Source organism: Klebsiella sp. 141153 (genome assembly GCF_032601995.1).
GTDB lineage: Bacteria > Pseudomonadota > Gammaproteobacteria > Enterobacterales > Enterobacteriaceae > Klebsiella > Klebsiella aerogenes.
This window is the reverse complement of record NZ_JAQIRJ010000015.1, coordinates 67,305-90,938: the sequence shown is the minus strand read 5'-3', so window position 1 is coordinate 90,938 and position 23,634 is coordinate 67,305. Positions and strand designations below refer to the sequence as shown.

At 55.3% G+C, this 23,634-nt stretch carries 18 protein-coding genes; 12 read left to right on the top strand and 6 right to left on the bottom strand.

The window, feature by feature from the left end; translation table 11 throughout:
• Position 1: 1 nt before the first annotated feature.
• The 3 genes from argH to argC form a co-directional block, all read right to left on the bottom strand.
• Entirely contained in the window at positions 2–1,375 is a 1,374-nt protein-coding gene (gene argH / locus PGS10_RS23310; protein WP_047066278.1) for an argininosuccinate lyase, read from the bottom strand.
• 101 nt (positions 1,376–1,476) lie between these two features.
• Entirely contained in the window at positions 1,477–2,253 is a 777-nt protein-coding gene (argB, locus tag PGS10_RS23305) for an acetylglutamate kinase (protein WP_015368912.1), read from the bottom strand.
• Between the two features lie 9 nt (positions 2,254–2,262).
• A complete protein-coding gene (argC, locus tag PGS10_RS23300) occupies positions 2,263–3,267 on the bottom strand; it encodes an N-acetyl-gamma-glutamyl-phosphate reductase (RefSeq protein WP_047066280.1) in 1,005 nt (334 codons plus the stop codon).
• Between the two features lie 113 nt (positions 3,268–3,380).
• Between argC and argE the strand changes: the two genes are divergently transcribed.
• Positions 3,381–4,532: an acetylornithine deacetylase gene (gene argE / locus PGS10_RS23295; protein WP_015368914.1), complete on the top strand. Its 1,152-nt coding sequence runs from the start codon at positions 3,381–3,383 to the stop codon at positions 4,530–4,532.
• A gap of 257 nt (positions 4,533–4,789) precedes the next feature.
• Positions 4,790–7,441 carry a phosphoenolpyruvate carboxylase gene (gene ppc / locus PGS10_RS23290; protein ID WP_015368915.1) on the top strand — a complete coding sequence of 884 codons (2,652 nt, stop codon included), beginning with the start codon at positions 4,790–4,792 and terminating at the stop codon, positions 7,439–7,441.
• A gap of 46 nt (positions 7,442–7,487) precedes the next feature.
• On the opposite strand, the gene zinT is transcribed toward ppc, so the two are convergent.
• Positions 7,488–8,138 (bottom strand): metal-binding protein ZinT, encoded by a 651-nt coding sequence (zinT, locus tag PGS10_RS23285; protein ID WP_047078375.1) that lies wholly within the window; start codon positions 8,136–8,138, stop codon positions 7,488–7,490.
• Positions 8,139–8,162: 24 nt separating this feature from the next.
• Here zinT and PGS10_RS23280 point away from each other — a divergent pair, with 24 nt between their 5' ends.
• From PGS10_RS23280 to nagE, 9 genes are all read left to right on the top strand, one after another.
• Positions 8,163–9,143, top strand: coding sequence for a helix-turn-helix transcriptional regulator (locus PGS10_RS23280; protein WP_289578476.1), 981 nt, complete (start codon positions 8,163–8,165; stop codon positions 9,141–9,143).
• 205 nt (positions 9,144–9,348) lie between these two features.
• A complete protein-coding gene (gene fsa, locus PGS10_RS23275) occupies positions 9,349–10,011 on the top strand; it encodes a fructose-6-phosphate aldolase (RefSeq protein ID WP_316423567.1) in 663 nt (220 codons plus the stop codon).
• Positions 10,012–10,065: 54 nt separating this feature from the next.
• Positions 10,066–11,169: a bifunctional L-1,2-propanediol dehydrogenase/glycerol dehydrogenase gene (gldA, locus tag PGS10_RS23270; RefSeq protein ID WP_047047243.1), complete on the top strand. Its 1,104-nt coding sequence runs from the start codon at positions 10,066–10,068 to the stop codon at positions 11,167–11,169.
• 138 nt (positions 11,170–11,307) lie between these two features.
• Positions 11,308–12,057 carry a DeoR/GlpR family DNA-binding transcription regulator gene (locus tag PGS10_RS23265; RefSeq protein ID WP_045395317.1) on the top strand — a complete coding sequence of 250 codons (750 nt, stop codon included), beginning with the start codon at positions 11,308–11,310 and terminating at the stop codon, positions 12,055–12,057.
• A 158-nt stretch (positions 12,058–12,215) separates the two neighbouring features.
• Positions 12,216–14,639: a glycyl radical protein gene (locus tag PGS10_RS23260; RefSeq protein ID WP_047047239.1), complete on the top strand. Its 2,424-nt coding sequence runs from the start codon at positions 12,216–12,218 to the stop codon at positions 14,637–14,639.
• A 12-nt stretch (positions 14,640–14,651) separates the two neighbouring features.
• The gene (locus PGS10_RS23255; RefSeq protein ID WP_045395313.1) at positions 14,652–15,566 is read left to right on the top strand and encodes a glycyl-radical enzyme activating protein; all 915 of its coding nucleotides are present in this window, start codon (positions 14,652–14,654) and stop codon (positions 15,564–15,566) included.
• Between the two features lie 8 nt (positions 15,567–15,574).
• Positions 15,575–16,312 (top strand): glucosamine-6-phosphate deaminase, encoded by a 738-nt coding sequence (nagB, locus tag PGS10_RS23250; RefSeq protein ID WP_289578454.1) that lies wholly within the window; start codon positions 15,575–15,577, stop codon positions 16,310–16,312.
• Between the two features lie 10 nt (positions 16,313–16,322).
• Positions 16,323–17,465, top strand: coding sequence for an N-acetylglucosamine-6-phosphate deacetylase (nagA, locus tag PGS10_RS23245; RefSeq protein ID WP_316423566.1), 1,143 nt, complete (start codon positions 16,323–16,325; stop codon positions 17,463–17,465).
• Between the two features lie 260 nt (positions 17,466–17,725).
• The gene (gene nagE, locus PGS10_RS23240) at positions 17,726–19,738 is read left to right on the top strand and encodes an N-acetylglucosamine-specific PTS transporter subunit IIBC (RefSeq protein ID WP_047047228.1); all 2,013 of its coding nucleotides are present in this window, start codon (positions 17,726–17,728) and stop codon (positions 19,736–19,738) included.
• A 44-nt stretch (positions 19,739–19,782) separates the two neighbouring features.
• On the opposite strand, the gene PGS10_RS23235 is transcribed toward nagE, so the two are convergent.
• Together PGS10_RS23235 and metF are read right to left on the bottom strand one after the other, a co-directional pair.
• Positions 19,783–20,709, bottom strand: a complete 927-nt coding sequence (locus tag PGS10_RS23235) for a DMT family transporter (RefSeq protein WP_316423565.1) — start codon at positions 20,707–20,709, stop codon at positions 19,783–19,785.
• A 151-nt stretch (positions 20,710–20,860) separates the two neighbouring features.
• Positions 20,861–21,748: a methylenetetrahydrofolate reductase gene (metF, locus tag PGS10_RS23230; protein ID WP_015368922.1), complete on the bottom strand. Its 888-nt coding sequence runs from the start codon at positions 21,746–21,748 to the stop codon at positions 20,861–20,863.
• 366 nt (positions 21,749–22,114) lie between these two features.
• Here metF and PGS10_RS23225 point away from each other — a divergent pair, with 366 nt between their 5' ends.
• Complete coding sequence (locus PGS10_RS23225; RefSeq protein WP_047066295.1) at positions 22,115–23,614, top strand: PTS transporter subunit EIIC; 1,500 nt, start codon at positions 22,115–22,117, stop codon at positions 23,612–23,614.
• The last annotated feature ends 20 nt before the right edge of the window (positions 23,615–23,634 follow it).

The window sequence follows — 23,634 nt, the reverse complement described above, 5'->3', positions numbered from 1 at the left end:
CTTACACCAGGCGCTGTCTGGCGTCGGCAATCGCCAGCGCCACCTGCTGCGGCGAGACGCCGCCTTTGGCCGCACGTTTATCAAGGCAGGACTGCAAGGACAGGATCGGGTAGACGTCATCGCCGATAACGCTGCTGAACTTTTGCAGGTCGCTTAACGGCAAATCTTCCAACGCTTTGCCCTGAGCAATCGCTTCAACCACCGCTTCACCGACGATATGGTGCGCTTCGCGGAACGGAACGCCTTTTGCCACCAGGTAATCCGCCAGCTCGGTAGCGTTGGCGTAGCCCTGCTGCGCCGCTTCCGCACAGCGCGGACGTTTCACCTGAATACCGTCCAGTACCAGCGCCGCCATGTGCAGGCAGTCGAGCCAGGTGTCCAGCGCATCGAACAGCCCTTCTTTGTCTTCCTGCATATCTTTGTTGTAGGCCAGCGGTAGCCCTTTCAGGGTCATCATCATGCCGGTCAGCGCGCCCTGCACGCGGCCGCATTTACCGCGGATCAGTTCCAGCGCATCCGGGTTTTTCTTCTGCGGCATCAGCGACGAACCGGAAGTAACGCGGTCAGACAGTTCAACAAAACCCGCTTCGCCGGTATTGAAGAAAATCAGATCTTCGGCAAAACGCGACAGGTGCACCATGCCGATTGAGGCATCGGAAAGCAGCTCCAGCACGTGATCGCGATCGGAGACGCTATCGAGGCTGTTACGGGTCGCTGATGCGAAACCCAACCAACCGGCCAGCTGCTCACGGTCGATTTCATAAGCGGTTCCCGCCAGCGCGCCGCAGCCCAGCGGGCTGACATCAAGGCGCTTGAGCGCATCCTGCAGGCGGCTTTCATCACGGGCCAGCATTTCAACGTAGGCCAGACACCAGTGCGCAAAAGTCACTGGTTGCGCGCGTTGCAAATGGGTATAACCCGGCATCACCGCATCCTGATTGTTGCCTGCAGTTTCCACCAGCGCGCTTTGCAGTTGGCGGGTCGCGGACAGCAGTTCGGTGACGGTCTCTTTGCACCACAGCTTGAGATCGGTGGCGACCTGGTCATTACGACTACGTCCGGTATGCAGTTTTTTGCCCAACTGGCCGACTTTATCGATCAGTTTTCCTTCGACCCAGCTATGGATATCTTCGGCATCGCTTTCAAGGATTTGCTGCGGGTTGGCGCGTACCTCTTCCAGCAGAACGTTCAGCGCCTCTTCCAGCTGCAGCTGCTCATCGGCGGTCAGTACGCCTACGGTTACCAGCGCTTTGGACCAGGCGACGGATCCCACGATATCCTGTTCCGCCAGACGATAGTCAAAGCGTAAAGAGTCGTTGAATTGTTTGAACCGCTGGTCTGCTGCCTGTGTAAAACGCCCGCCCCAAAGTGCCATAACATGCTTCCTTTATTCGTGAGTTCTGCCGGGCCGCGCTGCGCTTACCCGGCCTACGGTCTTGTTGCCCCGGCAAGCAACGCGCCGCCGGGCATTCAATCTTAAGCCAAAATACGCGTACCGATCGGCGTACCGTTAAATAATGCCGGCAGCTGCTCGGCATGACGCCAGGAGGCGATATCCACCGGGCGACCCAGCTCGCGCGCCGCGTCCAGCGCCGCGTTTACTTTCACAATCATACCGTCGGTAATGATGCCCTGTTCAATCAGTTGCTCGGCCCTGGAGGCGGTCATTTCCGCAATCCGCTGACCTTTGCCGTCGAGAATGCCGCTCACATCGGACAGCAGGATAAGATCCGCGCCCAGCGTCGCCGCCAGCGCCGTCGCCGCCTGATCGGCGTTGACGTTCATCAGCTGTCCTTCGTCGGTGACGCCAATCGAGCTCACCACAGGCAGGTAGCCGCCCGCCAGCAGCGTATTGATAAGCGTCGGCGAGCCTGCCTGCGCTTTACCAACGTGGCCCAGTTCTTCATCCAACTGAGTCACCTTCACGCTATCGCCATCGCCAAGGAACAGCCCTACCGAGGAAAGACCATGCTTTTTCGCCCATGCCAGCAGCGTTTTATTGGCAGTTCCCGCCAGCGCGCCGGTAATGATGTCAATCTGATCGGCAGGCGTTACGCGCAGGCCATTTTTCTTTTTCACCGGCAGATTAAGCTGTTTCATCAGCTCATCCACCACGCAGCCGCCGCCGTGGACGATAACCAGCGGACGCTGGTGTGTTTCGCGGTAATGCACCAGCGCGGTAAACAGGCGCTCCAGCGCTTCTTCGCTATCCAACAACACGCCGCCAAGTTTGATAATCAATGGATTGTTCATCATCACACCTTAAATTAAAGACTGCGTCTCAGCGAAGCCGAAACGAATGTTAGCGCACTGCACGGCCTGCGCTGCCGCGCCTTTCAGCAGGTTATCTTCTGCAGCCACGACGATAATATGTTCATCCTGGACGGCAAAACCGATATCACAGAATGGCAGCCCAACCACATTTTTCAGCGCCGGTACGCCTTTATCGTATAAACGGACCAACGGCTTATTGGCATAGGCCTGCTGGAAGACCTCAGCAACCTGCTCTTTACCGACGCCCGGCTTCAGACGGCAGGTAATGGTTTCCAGAATACCGCGTTTAAAATTGCCCAAGTGGGGAGTGAAGATCACCTCTGCGCCCAGATGGGTAGAAATTTCCGGATGATGGCGATGATTGAAAACGCCGTACGGCTGCAGGCTGACTTCGCAGAAGCTATTGCTCATCGCCGCCTTACGCCCGGCGCCGCTAACGCCGCTGGTGGCGTTGATCACCGGCCATTGCTTCAGCTCCAACAGACCGGCATCGATCAGCGGTTTTAACGCCAGCTGCGCCGCCGTCGGGTAGCAGCCAGGCACCGCGATCAAATTCGCCTCTTTCAATGCTTCGACGTTCCACTCGGCCAGACCGTAGACCGCCTGTTTGAGCAGGTCCGGATGCTGATGCGTGAAACCGTAGTATTTTTCGTAGAACGCCCCATCGTTGACGCGAAACGCACCGGATAAATCGAACACCACGCAGCCCGCGGCCAAAAACTGCGGCGCCAGATCGTGGCTGACTTCATGCGCGGTGGCGAGGAACACCACATCCGCGCCGGCGCTAAATTCGCTGATATCGGACATCGCCTGCAGCGGCAGGTCGACAATACCTTTCAGTTGCGGATGTATATCGGAAATTAACTTTCCAGCATCATTGCTTTGCGCGGAGACGGTCAAAGCGGTTATGTTCATATGAGGGTGGCGATTTACATAGGCCACCAGCTCTGCGCCGGCATAGCCGCTAGCTCCCACGATCAGCGTATTTAGCATTGGAAGAGCATCTCCTTACATTCGATGGGTTTTATTGCGCTCAACGATATTGTATTTTTATTCACAAATACTGCATGAATATTGATACTATCATGACCAGAGGTGTGTCAACAATGAAAAACAATTTACCGCCCTTTATCGAGATTTACCGCGCATTGATCGCCACACCCTCCATCAGCGCGACCGAAGAAGCGCTGGATCAAAGCAATGAGTCTTTAATCAATTTACTCGGCGGCTGGTTCCGCGATCTGGGCTTTAACGTCGAGATCCAGCCAGTACCGGAGACGCGTAATAAATTCAATATGTTGGCCAGTACCGGCCACGGCGCTGGCGGCCTGCTGCTCGCCGGGCATACCGATACCGTGCCTTTCGACGATGGTCGCTGGACTCGCGACCCGTTTACGCTTACCGAGCACGACAACAAACTCTACGGCCTCGGCACGGCCGATATGAAAGGCTTCTTCGCGTTTATCCTCGATGCCCTGCGCGACGTTGACGTCAGTAAATTGAAAAAACCGCTGTATATACTGGCTACCGCTGACGAAGAAACCAGCATGGCGGGCGCGCGCTATTTCGCTGAAACCACACAGCTGCGCCCGGACTGCGCGATCATCGGCGAGCCGACCTCGCTGCAGCCGGTACGGGCGCATAAAGGCCACATTTCAACAGCGGTACGCGTACTGGGCCAGTCCGGCCACTCCAGCGACCCGGCGCGCGGCGTGAACGCTATCGAACTGATGCACGATGCGATTGGCCGCATCATGCAACTGCGCGATGACTTAAAAGAGCGTTACCACTACGCTGCCTTCACCGTGCCTTATCCGACGCTCAACCTGGGCGCCATTCACGGCGGCGATGCATCCAACCGCATCTGCGCCTGCTGCGAGCTGCACATGGATATTCGTCCATTGCCGGGTATGACGCTTAACGACCTGAACGGTCTGCTGGATGAAGCGCTGGCGCCGGTTAGCGAGCGCTGGCCAGGGCGTCTGACGGTCTCTGAGCTGCATCCGCCGATCCCAGGCTATGAATGCCCGCCGGACCACAAGCTGGTCGAAGTGGTTGAAAAACTGCTCGGCGCGCAGACCGAAGTGGTGAACTACTGCACCGAAGCGCCGTTTATCCAGACGCTGTGCCCTACGCTGGTGTTAGGACCGGGCTCCATCAACCAGGCCCACCAGCCGGATGAATATCTGGAGACGCGGTTTATTAAGCCAACGCGCGAGCTCATCACCCAGGTTGTCCATCACTTCTGCTGGCATTAATTGCCGCCGTTTTCCCGCCTTCACGCCCGGAGGCGGGAGAGTGACGATCGTCACACTTCCATAAGTAATGCTTATCCGCCGACCGCTGAGTTAACTTTCGCAAATTATCGCTATTTATTCGTTTGCTGAAGCGATTTCGCAGCAATTGACGCGGGGGTATTTACGTGGCTTTATAAAAGACGGGTTGCTTATCCACTGCTCAATTCACGGAGCGCCGGATATAACAAAATAAAATGAGATGGGGTGTCTGGGGTAACATGAACGAACAATATTCCGCTTTGCGTAGTAATGTCAGTATGCTCGGTAAGGTGCTGGGCGACACCATCAAGGATGCGTTAGGAGAAAACATTCTTGATCGAGTCGAAACTATCCGTAAGTTGTCCAAATCTTCTCGCGCGGGCAATGAAGCCAATCGCCAGGAGCTGCTCACCACACTGCAAAACTTGTCCAACGACGAGCTGCTGCCGGTGGCGCGCGCCTTTAGCCAGTTTTTGAATCTGGCCAATACCGCTGAGCAATATCACAGCATTTCGCCCAACGGCGAAGCCGCCAGCAATCCGGAAGTTATTGCGCGTACCCTGAGAAAACTCAAAGACCAACCCAATCTCAACGAAGACACCATAAAAAAAGCGGTGGAATCCCTGTCGCTGGAGCTGGTATTAACCGCTCACCCGACCGAAATCACCCGCCGGACGCTGATCCACAAAATGGTGGAGGTCAACAACTGCCTTAAGCAGTTGGATAACAAAGATATCGCCGACTATGAGCACAACCAGCTGATGCGCCGCCTGCGCCAGCTGATTGCCCAGTCCTGGCATACCGATGAAATTCGTAAGCACCGCCCTTCTCCGGTCGATGAAGCCAAATGGGGTTTCGCGGTAGTTGAAAACAGCCTGTGGGAAGGCGTGCCGAACTATCTGCGCGAGCTGAACGAACAGCTGGAAGCCAACCTCGGCTACCAGCTACCGGTTGATTTTGTGCCGGTACGATTCACTTCCTGGATGGGCGGCGACCGCGACGGCAACCCGAACGTCACCGCCGATATCACCCGCCACGTGCTGTTGCTCAGCCGCTGGAAAGCGACCGATCTGTTCCTGAAAGATATCCAGGTGCTTATCTCCGAGCTGTCGATGGTCGAATGCACCGACGAGCTCCGCGATTTGGCCGGCGCGGAAGGCGCGCAAGAGCCGTATCGTTATCTGATGAAAAAACTGCGTAGCCAGTTGATGGAGACCCAGGCCTGGCTGGAAGCGCGTCTGAAAGGGCAAAAACTGCCGAAACCAGCGGGTCTTATCACGCAAAACGAACAGCTGTGGGAACCGCTGTACGCCTGCTATAAATCGCTGCAGGCCTGCGGCATGGGCATCATCGCCAACGGCGAACTGCTCGATACCCTGCGCCGGGTGAAATCTTTCGGCGTACCGCTGGTGCGTATCGATATCCGTCAGGAAAGCACCCGCCACACCGAAGCGCTGGGCGAAATGACCCGCTACCTCGGGATCGGCGATTATGAAAGCTGGTCGGAAGCCGACAAGCAGGCCTTCCTGATCCGTGAACTGAACTCCAAACGCCCGCTGCTGCCACGCCAGTGGGAACCAAGCGAAGAGACTCGCGAAGTCCTCGACACCTGCAAGGTGATCGCTGAAGCGCCGCGCGGCTCGATCGCCGCCTATGTTATCTCAATGGCCAAAACGCCGTCCGACGTGCTGGCGGTTCATCTGCTGCTGAAGGAAGCCGGTATCGGCTTTGCCCTGCCGGTCGCGCCGCTGTTTGAAACGCTCGACGACCTGAACAACGCCAACGACGTCATGACTCAGTTGCTGAATATTGACTGGTATCGCGGCTTTATTCAGGGCAAACAGATGGTCATGATCGGTTACTCCGACTCGGCCAAAGATGCCGGCGTGATGGCCGCCTCCTGGGCTCAGTATCAGGCCCAGGACGCGCTGATCAAAACCTGCGAAAAAGCCGGTATTGAACTGACGCTGTTCCACGGTCGCGGCGGCTCCATCGGTCGCGGCGGCGCTCCGGCCCATGCCGCGCTGCTCTCGCAGCCGCCGGGTAGTCTGAAAGGCGGCCTGCGCGTCACCGAACAGGGCGAGATGATCCGCTTTAAGTACGGCCTGCCGGAAGTGACCATCAGCAGCCTGTCGTTGTATACCAGCGCCATTCTGGAAGCCAACCTGCTGCCGCCGCCGGAACCAAAACCGCAGTGGCGCGAGATCATGGCCGAGCTTTCCGACGTCTCCTGTAAGATGTATCGCGGCTATGTGCGTGAGAACAAAGACTTCGTCCCTTATTTCCGCTCCGCGACCCCGGAACAGGAACTGGGCAAACTGCCGCTTGGCTCGCGCCCGGCAAAACGTCGCCCGACCGGCGGCGTCGAGTCACTGCGCGCTATCCCGTGGATCTTCGCCTGGACCCAGAACCGCCTGATGCTGCCGGCCTGGCTGGGCGCCGGCGCCGCGCTGCAGAAAGTAGTCGAGGGAGGCAAGCAGAGCGAGCTGGAAAGCATGTGCCGCGACTGGCCGTTCTTCTCAACCCGCCTGGGCATGCTGGAGATGGTCTATTCAAAAGCCGACCTGTGGCTGGCGGAGTACTACGATCAGCGGCTGGTGAAACCGGAACTGTGGAAACTCGGCGAAGAGCTGCGTCAGCTGTTAACCGCCGATATCAAAGTGGTGCTGGCCATCGCTAACGACTCCCACCTGATGGCCGACCTGCCGTGGATTGCCGAATCCATCCAGTTGCGTAACATCTATACCGACCCGCTGAACGTCCTGCAGGCCGAACTGCTGCACCGTTCGCGTCAGGCCGAAGAGGCTGGCGAGGAACCGGATGCGCGCGTTGAGCAAGCGCTAATGGTCACCATTGCCGGCGTCGCGGCTGGGATGCGTAATACCGGCTAATCATCGTTTCCCCCGGCCGCCCGGTCGGGGGAATTTCCCATTCATTTTAGTGATGCAACATCTCATCGACGATCTGCTCTTTATGCAGCGCATACGGATAATAGGTCGGCCAGTTATCCATCTCTTTCAGCAAGGCTTCCTGAGATTCATTCCCCATGAAAATATGGAAATGCTGCGATTTGCGCGGGCCAATAATATGGTCGCTGAACTGGACGAATTTCGGCGCTTTGCCGTCAGCCTGCTGGCACTCAAACAGGTAGCGAACGCCCTTCTTGCCGGAGGCATATTGCAGGATTTTGTAGCCTGAGTAGCGGTATTTGCAGCTATTAACGGTCTTGCCGACGTGGAACTCTATCACGTTATCTTCAATGCCAATCTGCTCTACGTCGGTGGCATAGCCCTTCTTATAATAGGCGCGATACTCTTCCACGCTCTTGCCGCCGGGCTTTTTCGCTTTTTGCTCCAGAACCGGGTCAAGGTCGCCATTCAGCAGGTACGGATTGACTGACTGCCAGACGCCATCCCAATCGCTCAACGCGCGATCCTTCACATCTTTATCGGCAAAAATGCCTTCGCTGGCCCGGCGTTCCGTTTCAGTTAACGCCGGGCCATGATGATGGCTACCGTGGGCGAATGCCTGAACGCTGGCAAGCGCCATGCCGAAGCCAAACGCGAGCATGGGGATCTTTCGGGTCATTACTCTCTCCTGAGTTGAATATTGATTGCGACAAAATGTTACGATATAACATTTCACAACCGAGAAGCAATAACGACGAGTTCGCGCTTTTACCGCTGGAAAAATGTCCGGTATGATGAACCGCGTGACGTATTTGACGGGGCAATGATGGACAATAGCATCAATCAACTCATTGATTCATTGATAAAAAAAACGAATAACATTGCGGATGTGCATTTTGCCGGCGCAATGCGACCGCCTGCTGAAGCCGTGATACAGCTCGATTTCCCCCGTCTGAATATCGTCATTGAGGGGCAGTTGCGCGATCTCGCCTTAGGCGAAAACGCCGCGCCGCTGCAGGCGCGTGATGTACTGTATATTGCCGGCGATGGCTGGAACTGGCCGCATTGGCAGACGCCCTGTCTGCTCTTAAGCATCCTGTTTGGCAAACAGCAGTTGGAATTTACGCTGCAGCGCTGGAACGGAGAAGCGCTAACTCTTGTCCAGAAGATCCAGGTACCACGCCGCGGGCCGCGCGTGGGTTCATTCCTGCTACAGGCGCTAAATGAGATACGCATGCAACCGCAGGAGCAGCAAACCGCCCGCTGCATCGTGAGTAGTCTGCTCAGCCACTGTACCGATCTGCTGGGTAGCCAGGCGCAAACCTCATCGCGCAGCCAGGCGCTGTTCGAGGCGATCCGCCAGTATATCGATGTCCATTTCGCTGAGCCGCTGAGCCGGGAATCCGTAGCCCAGGAGTTTTATCTCTCTCCCAACTATCTCTCACATCTGTTTCAGAAGTGCGGACCCATGGGCTTTAACGAATACCTCAATCATATCCGCCTCGAACAGGCGCGCATGCTGCTGAAGGGTCATGATATGAAAGTAAAAGATATCGCCCACGCCTGCGGCTTCGCCGACAGCAATTACTTCTGCCGCCTGTTCCGCAAGAATACTGAACGTTCTCCTTCCGAGTATCGCCGCCAGTACCATAGCCAACTGACGGAAAACCCCTCTGCGCCGTAAAACTAGATTTTTGTAAGTTACTGATTTCCACCTGCAGGCTATTTCAGCCTGGATGCACTATTACGTGGACAAATGTGATCTAAATCACTCTTAATCGTAATGCGTACATTTATCCAGTTTTTGGCAAAATTGTCATCTGGCGGGCAGGCAAACGGAAGCCGTATCCTTACCTCAACATCATTGAATTACACATCGAGGAATGGTTATGGAACTCTATCTGGACACCGCGAATGTCGCTGAAGTTGAACGTCTGGCCCGCATTTATCCGCTGGCTGGCGTCACCACCAACCCGAGCATCATCGCCGCCGGCAAAACCCCGGTCTGGGGTGTGCTGCCTCGCCTGCAAAAAGCCGTCGGCCCGGAAGGTATTCTGTTCGCGCAGACCATGAGTCGCGATGCGCAAGGTATGGTGGCAGAAGCCAAACGCCTGAGTAACGCCGTACCAGGAATCGTGGTTAAGATCCCGGTTACCGCCGAAGGACTTGCCGCCATCAAACTGCTGAAAAAAGAAGGCATCCCTACGCTTGGCACCGCCGTCTATAGCGCTTCCCAGGGGCTGCTCGCGGCGCTGGCCGGCGCGAAATACGTCGCGCCGTACGTCAACCGCGTCGACGCCCAGGGCGGTGACGGCATTCGCATGGTGCAAGAACTGCAATCCCTGCTGGAAATGCACGCCCCGGAAAGCAAAGTCCTGGCCGCGAGCTTCAAAACCCCGCGCCAGGCGCTGGATTGCCTGTTAGCCGGCTGTGAAGCTATCACCCTCCCCTTAGACGTAGCGCAACAAATGCTCGGCACCCCTGCGGTAGAGTCAGCCATAGAGAAGTTTGAGCAGGACTGGAATAACGCATTTGGCACGTTGAACCTGTAATCCGATCGTCGGCCGCCAACAGGCGGCTTGCACGGTCATCGCGGAGGAATCGAAATGGATCGCATTATTCAATCACCCGGTAAATACATCCAGGGCGCTGGCGCCATCAAGCGCCTCGGCGAATATCTCAAACCGCTGGCTGAACGCTGGCTAATCATCGGCGACAAGTTCGTTCTCGGCTTTGCCGAAGAGCAGCTGCGTACCAGCCTGAGCGGCGCTGGTCTGGTGGCCGAAATCGCCCCGTTCGGCGGTGAATGTTCGCAAAATGAAATCAACCGTCTGCGCGATATCGCCAGCAGCGCCCAATGCCATGCAGTGCTCGGCATCGGCGGCGGCAAGACGCTGGATACCGCGAAAGCGCTGGCCCACTATATGCACCTGCCGGTGGTCGTGGCACCGACCATCGCCTCCACCGATGCGCCGTGCAGCGCGTTGTCTGTTATCTATACCGACGATGGCGAATTCGAAAGCTATCTGATGCTGCCGCACAACCCGAACATGGTGGTTGTCGATACGCAGATCGTCGCAGGCGCGCCAGCTCGCCTGCTGGCCGCCGGGATTGGCGATGCGCTGGCGACCTGGTTTGAAGCCCGCGCCTGCTCGCGCAGCGGCGCGACTACAATGGCGGGTGGTAAATGCACCCAGGCGGCGCTGGCGCTGGCGGAGCTATGCTACAACACGCTGGTTGAAGAAGGCGAAAAGGCGATGCTTGCCGCCGAGCAGCATGTGGTTACCCCAGCGCTTGAGCGGGTGATCGAAGCCAACACCTACCTGAGCGGCGTCGGCTTTGAGAGCGGCGGGCTGGCGGCGGCGCACGCGATTCACAATGGCCTGACCGCCATCCCGGACGCCCATCACTTCTACCACGGAGAAAAGGTCGCATTTGGTACCCTGACGCAGCTGGTGCTGGAAAACGCGCCGGTGGAAGAAATTGAGACCGCTGCGGCGCTTTGTCACAGCGTCGGTCTGCCCATCACGCTGGCGCAGCTCGATATTAAAGGCGATATCCCGGCCAAAATGCGCACGGTCGCGGAAGCCGCCTGCGCCGAAGGCGAAACTATCCACAATATGCCGGGCGGCGCCAGCGCCGACCAGGTGTACGCCGCGCTGTTGGTGGCCGACCAATATGGACAGCGTTTCCTGCAAGAGTGGGAATAACCTTTCCCGTTACGCCCGGCGTCAGCCGGGCGTGTTCTTTTATGTTCCTTTGATCGCCGATTGCCAGCACACGGGATGTGTTTTATAGTGCGTTTTTCCTTTGGGCAAATCGTTGTTATGCAATCATCAGACAGAAGAATGAGCATTTACGCCATTCTGCAACAGGACAAAAAAGTCGTTGTAAACGAACTGGCCGAGAAGTTCGGCGTCACCAAAATGACTATCCGCCGGGATCTGTCATTCTTCGAAAAACAGGGAATCGTCAAAACGACCTATGGCGGCGCCTACCTGACCAGCGGCGCCAGCGTCGAGCCAAGTTTTCAGCTTAAATCCGTGCAGATGGTTGACGATAAACACCTGATTGGCCGTAAAGCGGCAGAGCTGGTTGAGGACGGCGACACTATCATCATTGACTGCGGGACCACGCTGCTGGCGCTAGCGCAATCAATTTTCGATAAAAAAATCATGGTGATCACTAACTCAGTACCGGTAGTGAACCTGCTAAAAGGAAGAAAAAACATCAAGTTAATCGTCGCTCCGGGAGAATATGAAGATGATACCCAGGGGATGATCTCTTTCAGTACCGCAGAGTTTTTTAGCACCATTCATGCCGATAAGGTCTTTATCAGCACCCAGGGTATTAACCACCACGGCGAGCTAACGGTCCCTAAAATGACCGATGCCCACGTCAAGCGAGCGCTGCTGCGCGCCGGACGGCAAAAAATCCTCCTCGCCGATAAAAGTAAATTCGAGCAAACTTTCCTTGCCGGCCATGCCCGACTGGACGATTTTGACATCGTTATCAGTCAGGATGGCCTCCCAGCCGATATCCTCTCCCTGCTTACTGCGCAAAAAACCGAACTGTTGCTGGCCGACAGCGCAGCATAACTTCACGCCCGGCAACGGGCGTCTGTGCTTTTCCGTTTTTTCTAAATGTTCTTTTTAGATTTATTAATGATAAATAGAACACAAAAGATCATAAATAAATTGACAAAAGAACACCTCAAGCGTGGAATAGGGATACCCCCTCCAGAATTGAGGTCTTTATGAACGGATTACTGAGCTTCAAACCTACCAACGACGATTGCGACTTCGCGCGTATCGCTAAAAAACAGGATCAGATGTTCCATCGCGTGGCGACGCTATGCCCGGAACGAGCAGAGATCATCACCGAGTCGTTTAAACGCTCCGAAGGCCAGTCCATTGTGATTCGCCGGGCTTTGGCGTTAGCCGATATTCTGGAGAAAATGACCATCTATATCGAACCGGATATGCTGATTGTCGGCAACCAGGCGAGCGCCAATTTTGCCGCGCCGGTGTTCCCGGAATACTCCTTTAACTGGGTTATCGATGAACTGGACGAATTTGATAAGCGTTCCGGTGATAGCTTCCGCGTGTCCGAATCCACCAAAGCCCGCTTGCGTACCCTGCAGGATTACTGGCAAGGAAAAACCCATCAGGATGAAGTGCTTGCCAACCTACCGCAAATTAACCGTCTGGCGGAAAAACAGGGCGTGCTGCACCGCGGCGGCATTAGCATGTCCGGCGACGGCCATATCATTCCGAACCATGATTTCGTACTGGAAGTTGGCTATGGCGGTATGCGCGATATCGCCAAACAGCACCTGGAAAATGACGACAACCTGACCGACGAGCAAAAAGATTTCTATCAGGCGGTCATTATTACCATGGAGGCCGCGCTTAAATACTGCAAACGCTTCTCCGCGCTTGCTAAAACCGAAGCGGCAAGAGTGTCCGATGCTAAACGCCGCGACGAACTGCTGGCCATGAGCGACATGTTCGCCCATCTGATGGAAGGCAAAGCCCGTAGCTTCTATGAAGCCGTGGAAACCGTCTACCTTACCCATTTGCTGATGATGATTGAAAGCAACGGCCACTCTTTCTCCTTCGGCCGCTTCGACCAGTACGTCTGGCCGTATTACGAAGCCGATATCAAAGCCGGGAAAATCAGCAAAGAAAAGGCGCTGGAGATCCTGACCCACTTCTTCATCATGACCAACAGCCTGAACAAAGTACGCCCGTGGGGCCATACTCAGTACAGCGGGGGCTATCCGCTCTATTCCAACCTGATGGTTGGCGGCATGAAGCCTGACGGCAGCGACGGTACCAACGATCTTTCCTATCTGTCGCTGGAAGCCATGGCGCTAACCGGCCTGCCGGAACCAAACCTCAGCGTTCGTTTCTCAAAAGATACCCCGCATTCGCTGATGCAGGATGCCGCAAAGCTCATTCGTAAAGGCTTCGGTATGCCGTCGATCTTCTGCGACGAAGTGGTTATCCCTGCCATGATGACGCTGGGCCTGACGGAAGAAGTCGCCCGCGAATATGCTTCAATGGGTTGCGTAGAAACCGCGATCCCAGGCCGCTGGGGGCACCGCGCCACCGGCATGACCTATGTGAATTTCGGCAAGATCCTTGAGCTGGTGATGAACAACGGCTGCGATCCGGCGACCGGCGTGCAGTTAGTGAAAATCAACGGTAAAGAAGGCCGCGAAATAAACTACCAGTCTTACGATGAAGTATGGGCGGCGTGGAACCAGCTGCTGGAGTTCTACTCCGATCTGGCGGTAGATTGCGATCTGGTCTGCGACCGGGCGCTGAAATACCACGATGCCGATGCCTTTGCCTCCGCCACGATTAACTGCTCGCTGGAACGCGGTAAAACGTTGAAAAACGGCGGCGCGGAATATGACTTCGTGAGTTCCTCCAACATTGGCCCTTCCGTGGTCGGCGATAGCCTGGCGGCAGTGAAAAAACTGGTCTTCGACGATAAAGTCCTGACGCTTCAACAGCTACGTGACGCCATGGATAGCAACTTTGAAGGTCTGGAAGGCGCGCGCGTACGCAAACTGTGCCGCAATGCGCCGAAGTTTGGTAACGATATCGACTATGTCGACCATATCGTCGCCGATGTCTTCGAGTCTTATCTCAAACTGTTGCCGAAATACAAAACCGATCGCTATGGTAAGGGGCCAAAAGGCTGCGGTTATACCATGTCGACCTCTAATATTACTTCATACGTGCCGAATGGTTTTGACGTCGGCGCCACGCCGGATGGTCGCCTGGCGACGCTGCCGCTGAACGAGGGCGCCTCTCCGTGCCTCGGCGCGGATAAAGAAGGCCCGACGGCGGTCATTAACTCGGTTGCGAAACTGCCGAACCAGAAAATCGCCGGCGGCCAGCTGCTGAATATGAAGTTCACGCCAAGCGCGCTGGAAGGCGACGACAATCTGGAGAAATTTACCGCCTTTATGGAAGCCAGCCGTGAGAAAAACATCTTCCATAATCAGTTCAACATCATTGATTCCAATATTCTGCGCGCCGCAAAGGCGAATCCGCAGGATTACCCGAATCTGATGGTGCGCGTTGCCGGGTATTGCGCGCTGTTCTCAACGCTGATGCCGGAAGCGCAGGATGCGATTATCGCGCGCACCGAACTGAGCTGGTAAGAGAGAAACGCGATGAGAACTGGCCTGATTTCCCGAATTCAACGTTATTCCACCAAAGATGGTCCAGGAATACGCAGCACCGTCTTTATGCAGCAGTGCAACCTGCGCTGCCAGTGGTGCGCGAATCCGGAAACCATCGGGCCAGGCCATAACGTTTTCTGGTTTAAAGAACGCTGCCGCCAGTGCGGTACCTGCGTACAGGCAGCGAACAACCACGCCATTACCCTTGCTGAACCGGGCAATGGCGTCAATATAGACCGTAGAAATTGCAGCAATCTCCTGGATATGGTCGATCTCTGCCCCTACGACGGTTATGAAAAAGTCGCTAAAGAGATGACCTCGCACCAGTTGGCGGAATTACTACTGCGCGACAAGACATTTTACGACTCAAGCACTGGCGGCGTGACCTTTTCCGGCGGCGAGCCGGCGCTGCAGGCGGAGTTCGTCAAAGAAACAGCGCAAATATTGAAAGCGCAGGGCGTACACGTATGTCTCGATACTGCAGGCAATATCCGCTGGGAAAAGCTGCGCCCGCTGATTGAAACGGTCGATCTGGTCTCTTACGACTTTAAAGCTTTCAACCCCGAGACTCATCTTGCCTGTACCGGCGTAGACAATCGGCGGATCCTCGATAATGCCAAAGCGATCGCCGCTATGGGCAAGCCGATCCTCGCGCGAATGGTGATCGTGCCGACGCGTAACGACGATCCGGAGGATATTCGCCAGCGTCTCGACTTTATTCGTAAACTCGGTCCGGCGGTTTTACAGGTTGATATTCTCGAATACCATATTTATGGCATCGGGAAATATCAAAAGCTTGGTATGCCCTATTTTCTACACAACATTCCGACATGCCAACGCGACGTAACAGAACAAATTAAACAATACGCTGAAGATATTGGATTAAAAGCCACCATTGGCGGTTAAGGATTAACATGTTGAACTTTATTATTACCGACACCTACGAAAAAATGAGCGCCCTGGCAGCACAACATATTGCCCAGGAGCTGAATAAAAAACCGGATTTAGTAATGGCCTTACCGACTGGCGGAACCCCCGTCGGCCTCCTGGCCGAAATGAGCCGAATGGCGAAAGATGGCGAAGCCGATTTCTCCTGCGCCCTCTCGTTTAATATCGACGAATATATCCCGCTGGCCAAAAACGATCCGCAAAGTTATTATTACTTCCTGCAACAGCACTTTTATCAGCATGCCAACATGGCTGAAGAAAATACCTTCGTACCGGATATTCTGGCGCCAGACCTGCAGGCCGAATGCGCTCGCTACGAACGCCTGATTCAAAGCCATGGCGATTTCGATATTACCGTTCTTGGCATTGGTCACGATGGTCATATTGGTTTCAATGAACCCCATGCTACCCATAGCCCGGTATGCCATATCATCGACCTTAACGAAGAGACCATTGCGGCGAACGCCCGCTTCTTCGCCAGCCAGGACGAAGTCCCCCGACAGGCTATCACTTTGGGCATGGGCACCATCTTGCGCAGCAAAAAGATCGTGCTGATTGCCAACGGTAAATCAAAAGCGGAAATTATCAAGCAGTTGCACCAATGCACACGCATCGATCCGCAATTCCCCGCCTCCTTCTTACTGATGCATGCGGACGTCACCATCATATGCGACCGTGACGCGGCATCGCTTATCAGCGCTTAAAGGTGAGCATATGATAATCCAGAGCGAACGAGTGTGGCTTGCCGGGGGTTTTTACCCGGCGCAAATAACCATTGAAAATGGGCTTATCGGCGCGATCACGCCCGGTCTTAGCTCCCGCGTGGATAAGGATTTCGGGGCGCGGCGCATTATACCAGGCCTTATCGATAGCCATGCGCACGGCGCCTGGGATTACGATACCAACGAAAACGACCCACAGGGGCTACGCCGCTGGGCCTCCCGCCTACCGGAAGAAGGCGTCACCGCCTTTTGCCCGACTACCGTTACCGATGAAAACGCGACGCTACTGGCGGCGCTGGACAATATTTCCCACGTTATGGACGAAGGATATAGCGGCGCGGAAATTCTGGGCATCCATCTCGAAGGCCCGTTCCTGAGCCAACTTTACCGCGGCGCGCAGCCGGAAAAACAGATTCGCCCTGCCGACGTCACCCAGTTTCAGGCTTTCGAAAAGGCGGCGCGCGACCACATTATCGCCATTACCCTTGCCCCGGAAGAAGACCATCAGTTTGCGCTGACCCGCTACTGCGCGAAGAAAGGGATTGTGGTCAATATGGGCCATTCGGATGCTTCTTTCGAGCAGGCGCTGGCGGCGGTCGCCAACGGCGCTAAAAATGTCACCCATGTCTATAACGGCATGGCGAAATACGTCAATCGCGAGCCCGGCCTGCTTGGCGCCGCCCTGAATCTTGATGGCCTGTACGGCGAGGTGATTGCCGACGGTATCTTTGTCAGCCTGGTTTCCGCCGCCCACCTTTATCGCAGCAAAAATGATAATGACATCATCATGATAAGCGACTCGATGAAGGCGAAAGGTTGTCCTCCGGGGCGCTATATGTTCGGCGGAGAGCCAATGGTACTTGGCGATGATGGCGCAACCAGACGGGATAACGGCGTCCTGGTCGGCAGCACGCTACAGCTCAATCGCGGCTTATATAATATGGTCGAAAGAGCAATGGTGCCGTTTAGCGCGGCATTAAAATCCTGCACCATTAATCCGGCACGGTTATTAGGTTTTGATAGTCGAAAAGGGAAATTACAGCGCGGATACGATGCCGATATTGTTGTCCTTGAAGATAATTATCAGGTGAATACAACCTATTGTCGCGGTACGGTAGCCTGGTCAATAAGTTAATTAATTCACCTCCGTATCATTTAACAATGGCGGTTATTGAAAAATAACCGCTGCTTTGTTATTCATTCTATTTATTAATAACCCAAGTCCTTTTTAATATTTATTAAAATGCGACCTGGCTAACATTAAACACCTCCTGAAATCCCTTAAAAATAACCCACAATAAAAATAAGACTGTTTAATTTTAACTGCCCATCGTTATACAGGTCAGTCGCTTTATTACATGCGGCTTCAGGATTTATTATTTTAAGGGAATTCATATGAATATTTTGGGTTATCTACAAAAAGTCGGCCGGGCATTGATGGTGCCCGTCGCTACTTTACCTGCCGCCGCCATTTTAATGGGCATCGGTTACTGGATCGATCCCAACGGCTGGGGTAGTTCTAACGCGCTGGCCGCACTATGTATTCAGTCCGGTGCGGCCATTATAGATAATATGGGCGTCCTGTTTGCCGTCGGGGTAGCCTACGGCATGTCGAAAGATAAAGATGGCGCCGCCGCGCTGGCCGGGTTTGTCGGCTTTCTGGTATTAACCACGCTCTGTTCGCCGGCAGCTGTCGCCATGATCCAGCAGATCCCAATCGAGCAGGTGCCTGCGGCCTTTGCGAAGATTAAAAATCAGTTTATCGGCATCATGGTCGGCATTATTTCAGCGGAACTCTATAACCGCTTTAGCAGCACGGAGTTACCGAAAGCGCTCTCGTTCTTCAGCGGACGCCGACTGGTGCCGATCCTCACTTCATTCACTATGATTGTGGTGGCGTTTGTCCTGATGTTCATCTGGCCGGTGGTCTTTAGCGGGCTGGTCAGCTTCGGTGAACATATCCAAAAACTGGGCTCACTGGGTGCGGGTATCTATGCTTTTTTCAACCGTATGCTCATTCCGGTCGGCCTGCATCACGCCCTGAACTCGGTATTCTGGTTCGACGTCGCCGGGATTAACGACATCCCGAATTTCCTTGGCGGCGCGCAGTCCATCGCCTCCGGTAAAGCGGTGGTTGGCATCACCGGTCGTTACCAGGCGGGCTTTTTCCCGGTCATGATGTTCGGCTTGCCGGGCGCGGCATTAGCCATGTACCAATGCGCCCGTGCGGAAAATAAAGCGAAGGTGATGGGTATTATGATGGCTGGCGCGTTCGCGGCCTTTTTTACTGGTATCACCGAACCGCTGGAGTTTTCCTTCATGTTCGTCGCGCCGGCGCTATACGTCATCCACGCCTTTTTAACCGGCGTGTCCGTCTTCATCGCCGCCAGCATGCACTGGATCGCCGGATTCGGCTTCAGCGCCGGTCTGGTCGATATGGTACTGGCATCGCGCAACCCGCTGGCCACCCACTGGTATCTGCTCATTCCCATGGGGCTGGTGTACTTCGCGATTTATTATCTGGTCTTCCGCTTCACCATCACCCGCTTCAACCTGCTGACGCCGGGCCGCGAGCTGTCCGTTGCCGGCAGCGCCGCCGATGGCGAAGATGTGAACCTGAGCGCCGCGAAACAGCAGGATATCAGCGCGCTGGCGCGCCAGTACATTGCCGCTATCGGTGGTTCCGATAATCTCACCAATATCGACGCCTGCATCACCCGCCTGCGCCTTGGCGTTAAGGATGCAACGCTGGTCGATGAAGCGCTGGCCCGCCGCCTGGGAGCCAGCGGGGTCATTCGCCTCAACGCCAGCAACGTGCAGATAATCGTTGGCTTCGTGGCGGAAAAAATCGCCACCGCCATGAAAACCGCGGGTCACGTCGATGCCGCGCAGACGCTCCCCAGCGTCACCGCGCAGGCCCACAATAATCCACGCAAGGCAGCGAATGCATTGCGGATTATCGAGCTCGTCGCCCCGGTGAGCGGCGAACTGGTCGCGCTGGAGCAAGTCCCTGACGAAGCTTTCGCCAGCGGCGCCGTTGGCGGTGGTGTCGCCATCCTGCCGGCCAGCAACATTGTGGTTTCACCCGCGGCGGGTACTCTCATCAAGATTTTCAACACCGATCATGCCTTCTGTCTTGAGACCGAAGACGGCGCTGAGATCGTGGTGCATATGGGGATTGATACCGTTGCGCTGGCGGGTCAGGGCTTTACCCGTCTGGCGGAAGAAGGCGCTACCGTTGTCGCAGGTCAGCCGATTCTCGAAATGGATCTCGTGTACCTCGAAGCTAACGTGCGTTCGATGGTTAGCCCGGTGCTCTGTAGCAATATAGAGGAGTTCGCGCAGCTGGAAATCAAAGCGCACGGTCAGGTGAAAGCGGGTGAACCGCTGTACCACATTAAGGGATAAGATTGATAAACGGTGTGGCCGCGCCATGCGGCCACATGTGACGATTATTTTGCCGCCGTCGCCGGCCGATCAACGTGTTGCCCATGAACGTGGCGCTTTTTAAGGCTGATAATCGCCAGCGCCGCGACAATCAGCACAATGCCGCCGCCTTCCACCAGCCCCGGATTTTCACCCAGCAGCCACCAGGAAAACAGCACGCCGCAGACCGGCACCGCCAGCGTACTCAGGCCGGCGACGCTGGCAGGCAGATTACGCAGGACATACAGCCACAGACTCCAGGCCACCGCCGTGGCCAGAATCGCGCTATAGCCCAATGCCCAGAAAACCCCAGGCTGCCAGTCAATACTGCGCTGCGGCACCAGCCACGCCACCACGCTCATCACCAGCGCGGCATACAGCATCTGCCAGGCGGTTAACGACAGTAAATCGAGGCGCGGATAGCGGCGATACATGCGTTTGGCGACAATCGCGCTCGCCCCCCAACTGATGCCGGAGAGGATCGCCAGCAGCGCGCTTTTCATCGAGGAGAAATCCAACTGCCACGGCTGCAGCACCAACAGTAGACCACACGCCGCCAGGACGATAGCGGCATACTGCAGCCGCCGCATGCGCTCGCCTAAAAACAGCGCCGCCATGATCACTACCCAGAACGGCATGGTGTAGCTGAGAATAGCGACTTTACCGGCGCCGCCGCTCATCAGCGCCCACTGCGCCAGGCCGACCATGCCGCAGGTTTGCAGCAGCGCAATCGCCAGGGTATAGCCAAACGGCGTCGGCCGCATGCCGCGCCCGCGCAGCGCCAGCACCGCCATCAGTACAATCGCGCCGAAGATACAGCGCAGCGCGGTAAAATCGAAGGCGCCGATATAGAGCGTTACCTGTTTCATCGCAATCCAGCTGTAGCTCCAGATAAGCGTCAGCAGGACGAGGCCGCAACCGGCCAGGAGATTGCTGTTCCTTGCAACCGTCATAACTTCTCCACCGTCATGATTTTTGCGGGCACTATACTCGCTTTGGCGGAAGGTTGCTTAAAGGCAGAGCGCACTTTTCGTGCTAAAAAAGGGGGCGGTGAATTGCAGTTCACCGCCCAGATAAGGATGAAACAAGAGGTAAAGCAGGTGATTACGCCGGACGCACGCCCAGGGTATGACAGATGGCGTAGCTCATTTCGGCGCGATTCAGGGTATAGAAGTGGAAATCTTTTACCCCTTCCCGGCTTAAAATTTTCACCATGTCCATGGCGATATTCGCCCCTACTAGCTGGCGCGTTTCGGCATCGTTATCCAGCCCTTCGAACATTTTCGACATCCAGGTTGGGATACGCACGTTCGTCATATCGGCAAATTTCTTCGCCTGTTTAAAGTTGGAGACCGGCAGAATGCCCGGAATAATTTCCACGTCGATACCGGCGGAGACGCAGCGGTCGCGAAAACGCAGGTAGCTTTCGACATCAAAAAAGAACTGAGTGATCGCGCGATTAGCGCCCGCTTCTACTTTACGTTTCAGGTTCAATAAGTCGGCCTGCGCGCTTTTGGCTTCCGGATGCACTTCCGGATAGGCGGCGACGGAGATGTCAAAATCACCGACGTCTTTTAGCAGCGTCACCAGGTCGGCGGCGTACATCTCCGGCTTGCCGCTACCCGGCGGCAGGTCACCGCGCAGCGCGACGATATGGCGGATACCGTTGTTCCAGTAATCCTGGGCAATCGCGCGCAGTTCATCGCGGCTGGCGTCGATACAGGTCAGGTGCGGCGCCGCTTCCAGACCGGTGCGGTCTTTAATGCCCTTGATAATGCTATGAGTGCGGTCGCGCTCGCCGGAGTTCGCCCCGTAGGTGACGGAAACAAACTTCGGTTTCAGGCTGCTTAAGCGATCGATGGATTTCCACAGGGTTTGCTCCATTTCACTGGTACGCGGCGGAAAGAATTCAAAGGACACATTAATCTGGCCCTGGACTTCCGCCAGGCTCTGATTCAGGGCTTCCCGCTGATTGGCGTGAAAAAAGCTCATACCTTACCTCATCAATCGCATTATATTTATCAGTCGTGTTGCGAACTTCTATACGTTTAGACGTCCAGATGTAAAAATGACGGAAAAGCGTGCGGGCGTCAATAGAAAAATCTGCGTAAACAGTGAGGAATTTTCAGTCAAAGTGAAAAAAGTTCATCTCGCGTCAGGCCAGGCGCGCCCTGGCGTTGTTTTCAGATTTTGTCCGCAGCGTAATTTGAAGTAGTTCAAAAAATCGCACATCTCCCCCCCTGGCACGCCGATTACTATTGCAGCAACGTCAACCTTGATCCACAGTGAGTAGAACGTTCTACTATAACGTTCTACTTAACACGTTTTCGCCAATAATATCTATTCGGGGTAATCAGCATGAGTCTGTGGTCAGGGTTCATAAAATCATTATCAAAACTGTCGATGATCGGCCGCGCCTTGATGCTGCCGATTTCGCTCCTCCCGGCCGCCGGCCTGTTGTTGGCCTTCGGGGATAAATTCCATTTACCGCTGATGATGAATGCCGGCGGTATTATTTTCGATAACCTACCGATGCTCTTCGCTATCGGCTCCGCGGTCGGCCTGGCGTCGGAATCCGGCATCGCCGCGCTATCGGCAGCGGTCTCGGTCTTCGTCACCAACATTACCATCGGTACCGTACTCGGCATTACGCCGGAAATGGCCGCTCAGGGCGGCAAATACGCGATGGTGGTCGGCATCCCGACGTTGCAGATGGGGGTTTTCGGCGGGCTTATCTGCGGGATACTCGCCGCCTGGTGCTACAACCGCTTTCACACGCTGCAATTGCCGGAATTCCTCGGTTTCTTTTCCGGTAAGCGTTTTGTGGCGATCGCCACCGCCTTCCTGTCGTTCATCCTCGGCCTGCTGCTACCTTACGTCTGGCAGCATATCCAGGCCGGGATTGATTCCTTGTCGATGGTGATTAACGGCGATAACCAGGCCGCCTCCACCTTTATTTTCGGCCTCGTTGAACGCGCGCTGATCCCGCTTGGCCTGCACCACATCTGGTACCCTTCCTTCTGGTACTCCTTCGGCGATTACACTACCCAGGCAGGCCAGATGATCCACGGCGACCAGACCATCTGGTTTAAAATGCTGGAAGAAGGGGTGAAATCCTTTAGCACCGACAGCTATCAAAACGCGGGCAAATTTATGCAGGGTGAATTCCCGCTGATGTTGTTCGCTCTGCCGGCCGCCTGTCTGGCGATGTATCACGAAGCGCACACTAAAAATAAAAAAATCGCGGCCGGTATTCTGTTCTCCGCCGCGCTGACCTGCTTCCTGACCGGCATCACCGAACCCGTCGAATTCACCTTTATCTTCGTGGCGCCGATTCTGTACGTCTTTAACGCCATTATGGCGGGGCTCTCGTACATGACCATGTACCTGCTGCACGCGCATATTGCCAAGTCGTTCTCCGCCGGACTTATCGACTATATCTCCTTCGGTATTCTGCCTTCCATGAACGGCTATCAGACAAACTTCCTCAGCGCGGTGATTGTTGGCGTGCCGATGGCGCTGATTTATTATTTCACCTTCCGTTTCGTGATCCGCCGCTTCGATGTGAAAACTCCGGGACGTACCGATATCACCGTAACGGCCAATGATAAAACCGACGCCGAACTGGCAACTGAAATTGTCAGCTTACTCGGCGGTTCACAGAATATTGACTCGGTGGGCGCCTGCATCACCCGTCTGCGTCTGGAGGTTGCCGAACGCGATGCGGTAGATAAAGACGGCCTCAACAGTATCGGCGCGCGCGGCGTAGTCTTCGTCGGTGATAACGGTATCCAGATAATTTTTGGCGCCAGGGCGCAATTTATCGCTCAAACCATGTCGGGGATGATTGGCAAATAACCAGAAGATGTTATGGTGTG

What these genes read in the sequence shown, in the direction of transcription:
- argH (WP_047066278.1), bottom strand. Translation starts at nt 1,375, where the DNA reads ATGGCACTTTGGGGCGGGCGTTTTACACAGGCAGCAGACCAGCGGTTC.
- argB (WP_015368912.1), bottom strand. Translation starts at nt 2,253, where the DNA reads ATGAACAATCCATTGATTATCAAACTTGGCGGCGTGTTGTTGGATAGC.
- argC (WP_047066280.1), bottom strand. Translation starts at nt 3,267, where the DNA reads ATGCTAAATACGCTGATCGTGGGAGCTAGCGGCTATGCCGGCGCAGAG.
- argE (WP_015368914.1), top strand. Translation starts at nt 3,381, where the DNA reads ATGAAAAACAATTTACCGCCCTTTATCGAGATTTACCGCGCATTGATC.
- ppc (WP_015368915.1), top strand. Translation starts at nt 4,790, where the DNA reads ATGAACGAACAATATTCCGCTTTGCGTAGTAATGTCAGTATGCTCGGT.
- zinT (WP_047078375.1), bottom strand. Translation starts at nt 8,138, where the DNA reads ATGACCCGAAAGATCCCCATGCTCGCGTTTGGCTTCGGCATGGCGCTT.
- fsa (WP_316423567.1), top strand. Translation starts at nt 9,349, where the DNA reads ATGGAACTCTATCTGGACACCGCGAATGTCGCTGAAGTTGAACGTCTG.
- gldA (WP_047047243.1), top strand. Translation starts at nt 10,066, where the DNA reads ATGGATCGCATTATTCAATCACCCGGTAAATACATCCAGGGCGCTGGC.
- PGS10_RS23265 (WP_045395317.1), top strand. Translation starts at nt 11,308, where the DNA reads ATGAGCATTTACGCCATTCTGCAACAGGACAAAAAAGTCGTTGTAAAC.
- PGS10_RS23260 (WP_047047239.1), top strand. Translation starts at nt 12,216, where the DNA reads ATGAACGGATTACTGAGCTTCAAACCTACCAACGACGATTGCGACTTC.
- PGS10_RS23255 (WP_045395313.1), top strand. Translation starts at nt 14,652, where the DNA reads ATGAGAACTGGCCTGATTTCCCGAATTCAACGTTATTCCACCAAAGAT.
- nagB (WP_289578454.1), top strand. Translation starts at nt 15,575, where the DNA reads ATGTTGAACTTTATTATTACCGACACCTACGAAAAAATGAGCGCCCTG.
- nagA (WP_316423566.1), top strand. Translation starts at nt 16,323, where the DNA reads ATGATAATCCAGAGCGAACGAGTGTGGCTTGCCGGGGGTTTTTACCCG.
- nagE (WP_047047228.1), top strand. Translation starts at nt 17,726, where the DNA reads ATGAATATTTTGGGTTATCTACAAAAAGTCGGCCGGGCATTGATGGTG.
- PGS10_RS23235 (WP_316423565.1), bottom strand. Translation starts at nt 20,709, where the DNA reads ATGACGGTTGCAAGGAACAGCAATCTCCTGGCCGGTTGCGGCCTCGTC.
- metF (WP_015368922.1), bottom strand. Translation starts at nt 21,748, where the DNA reads ATGAGCTTTTTTCACGCCAATCAGCGGGAAGCCCTGAATCAGAGCCTG.
- PGS10_RS23225 (WP_047066295.1), top strand. Translation starts at nt 22,115, where the DNA reads ATGAGTCTGTGGTCAGGGTTCATAAAATCATTATCAAAACTGTCGATG.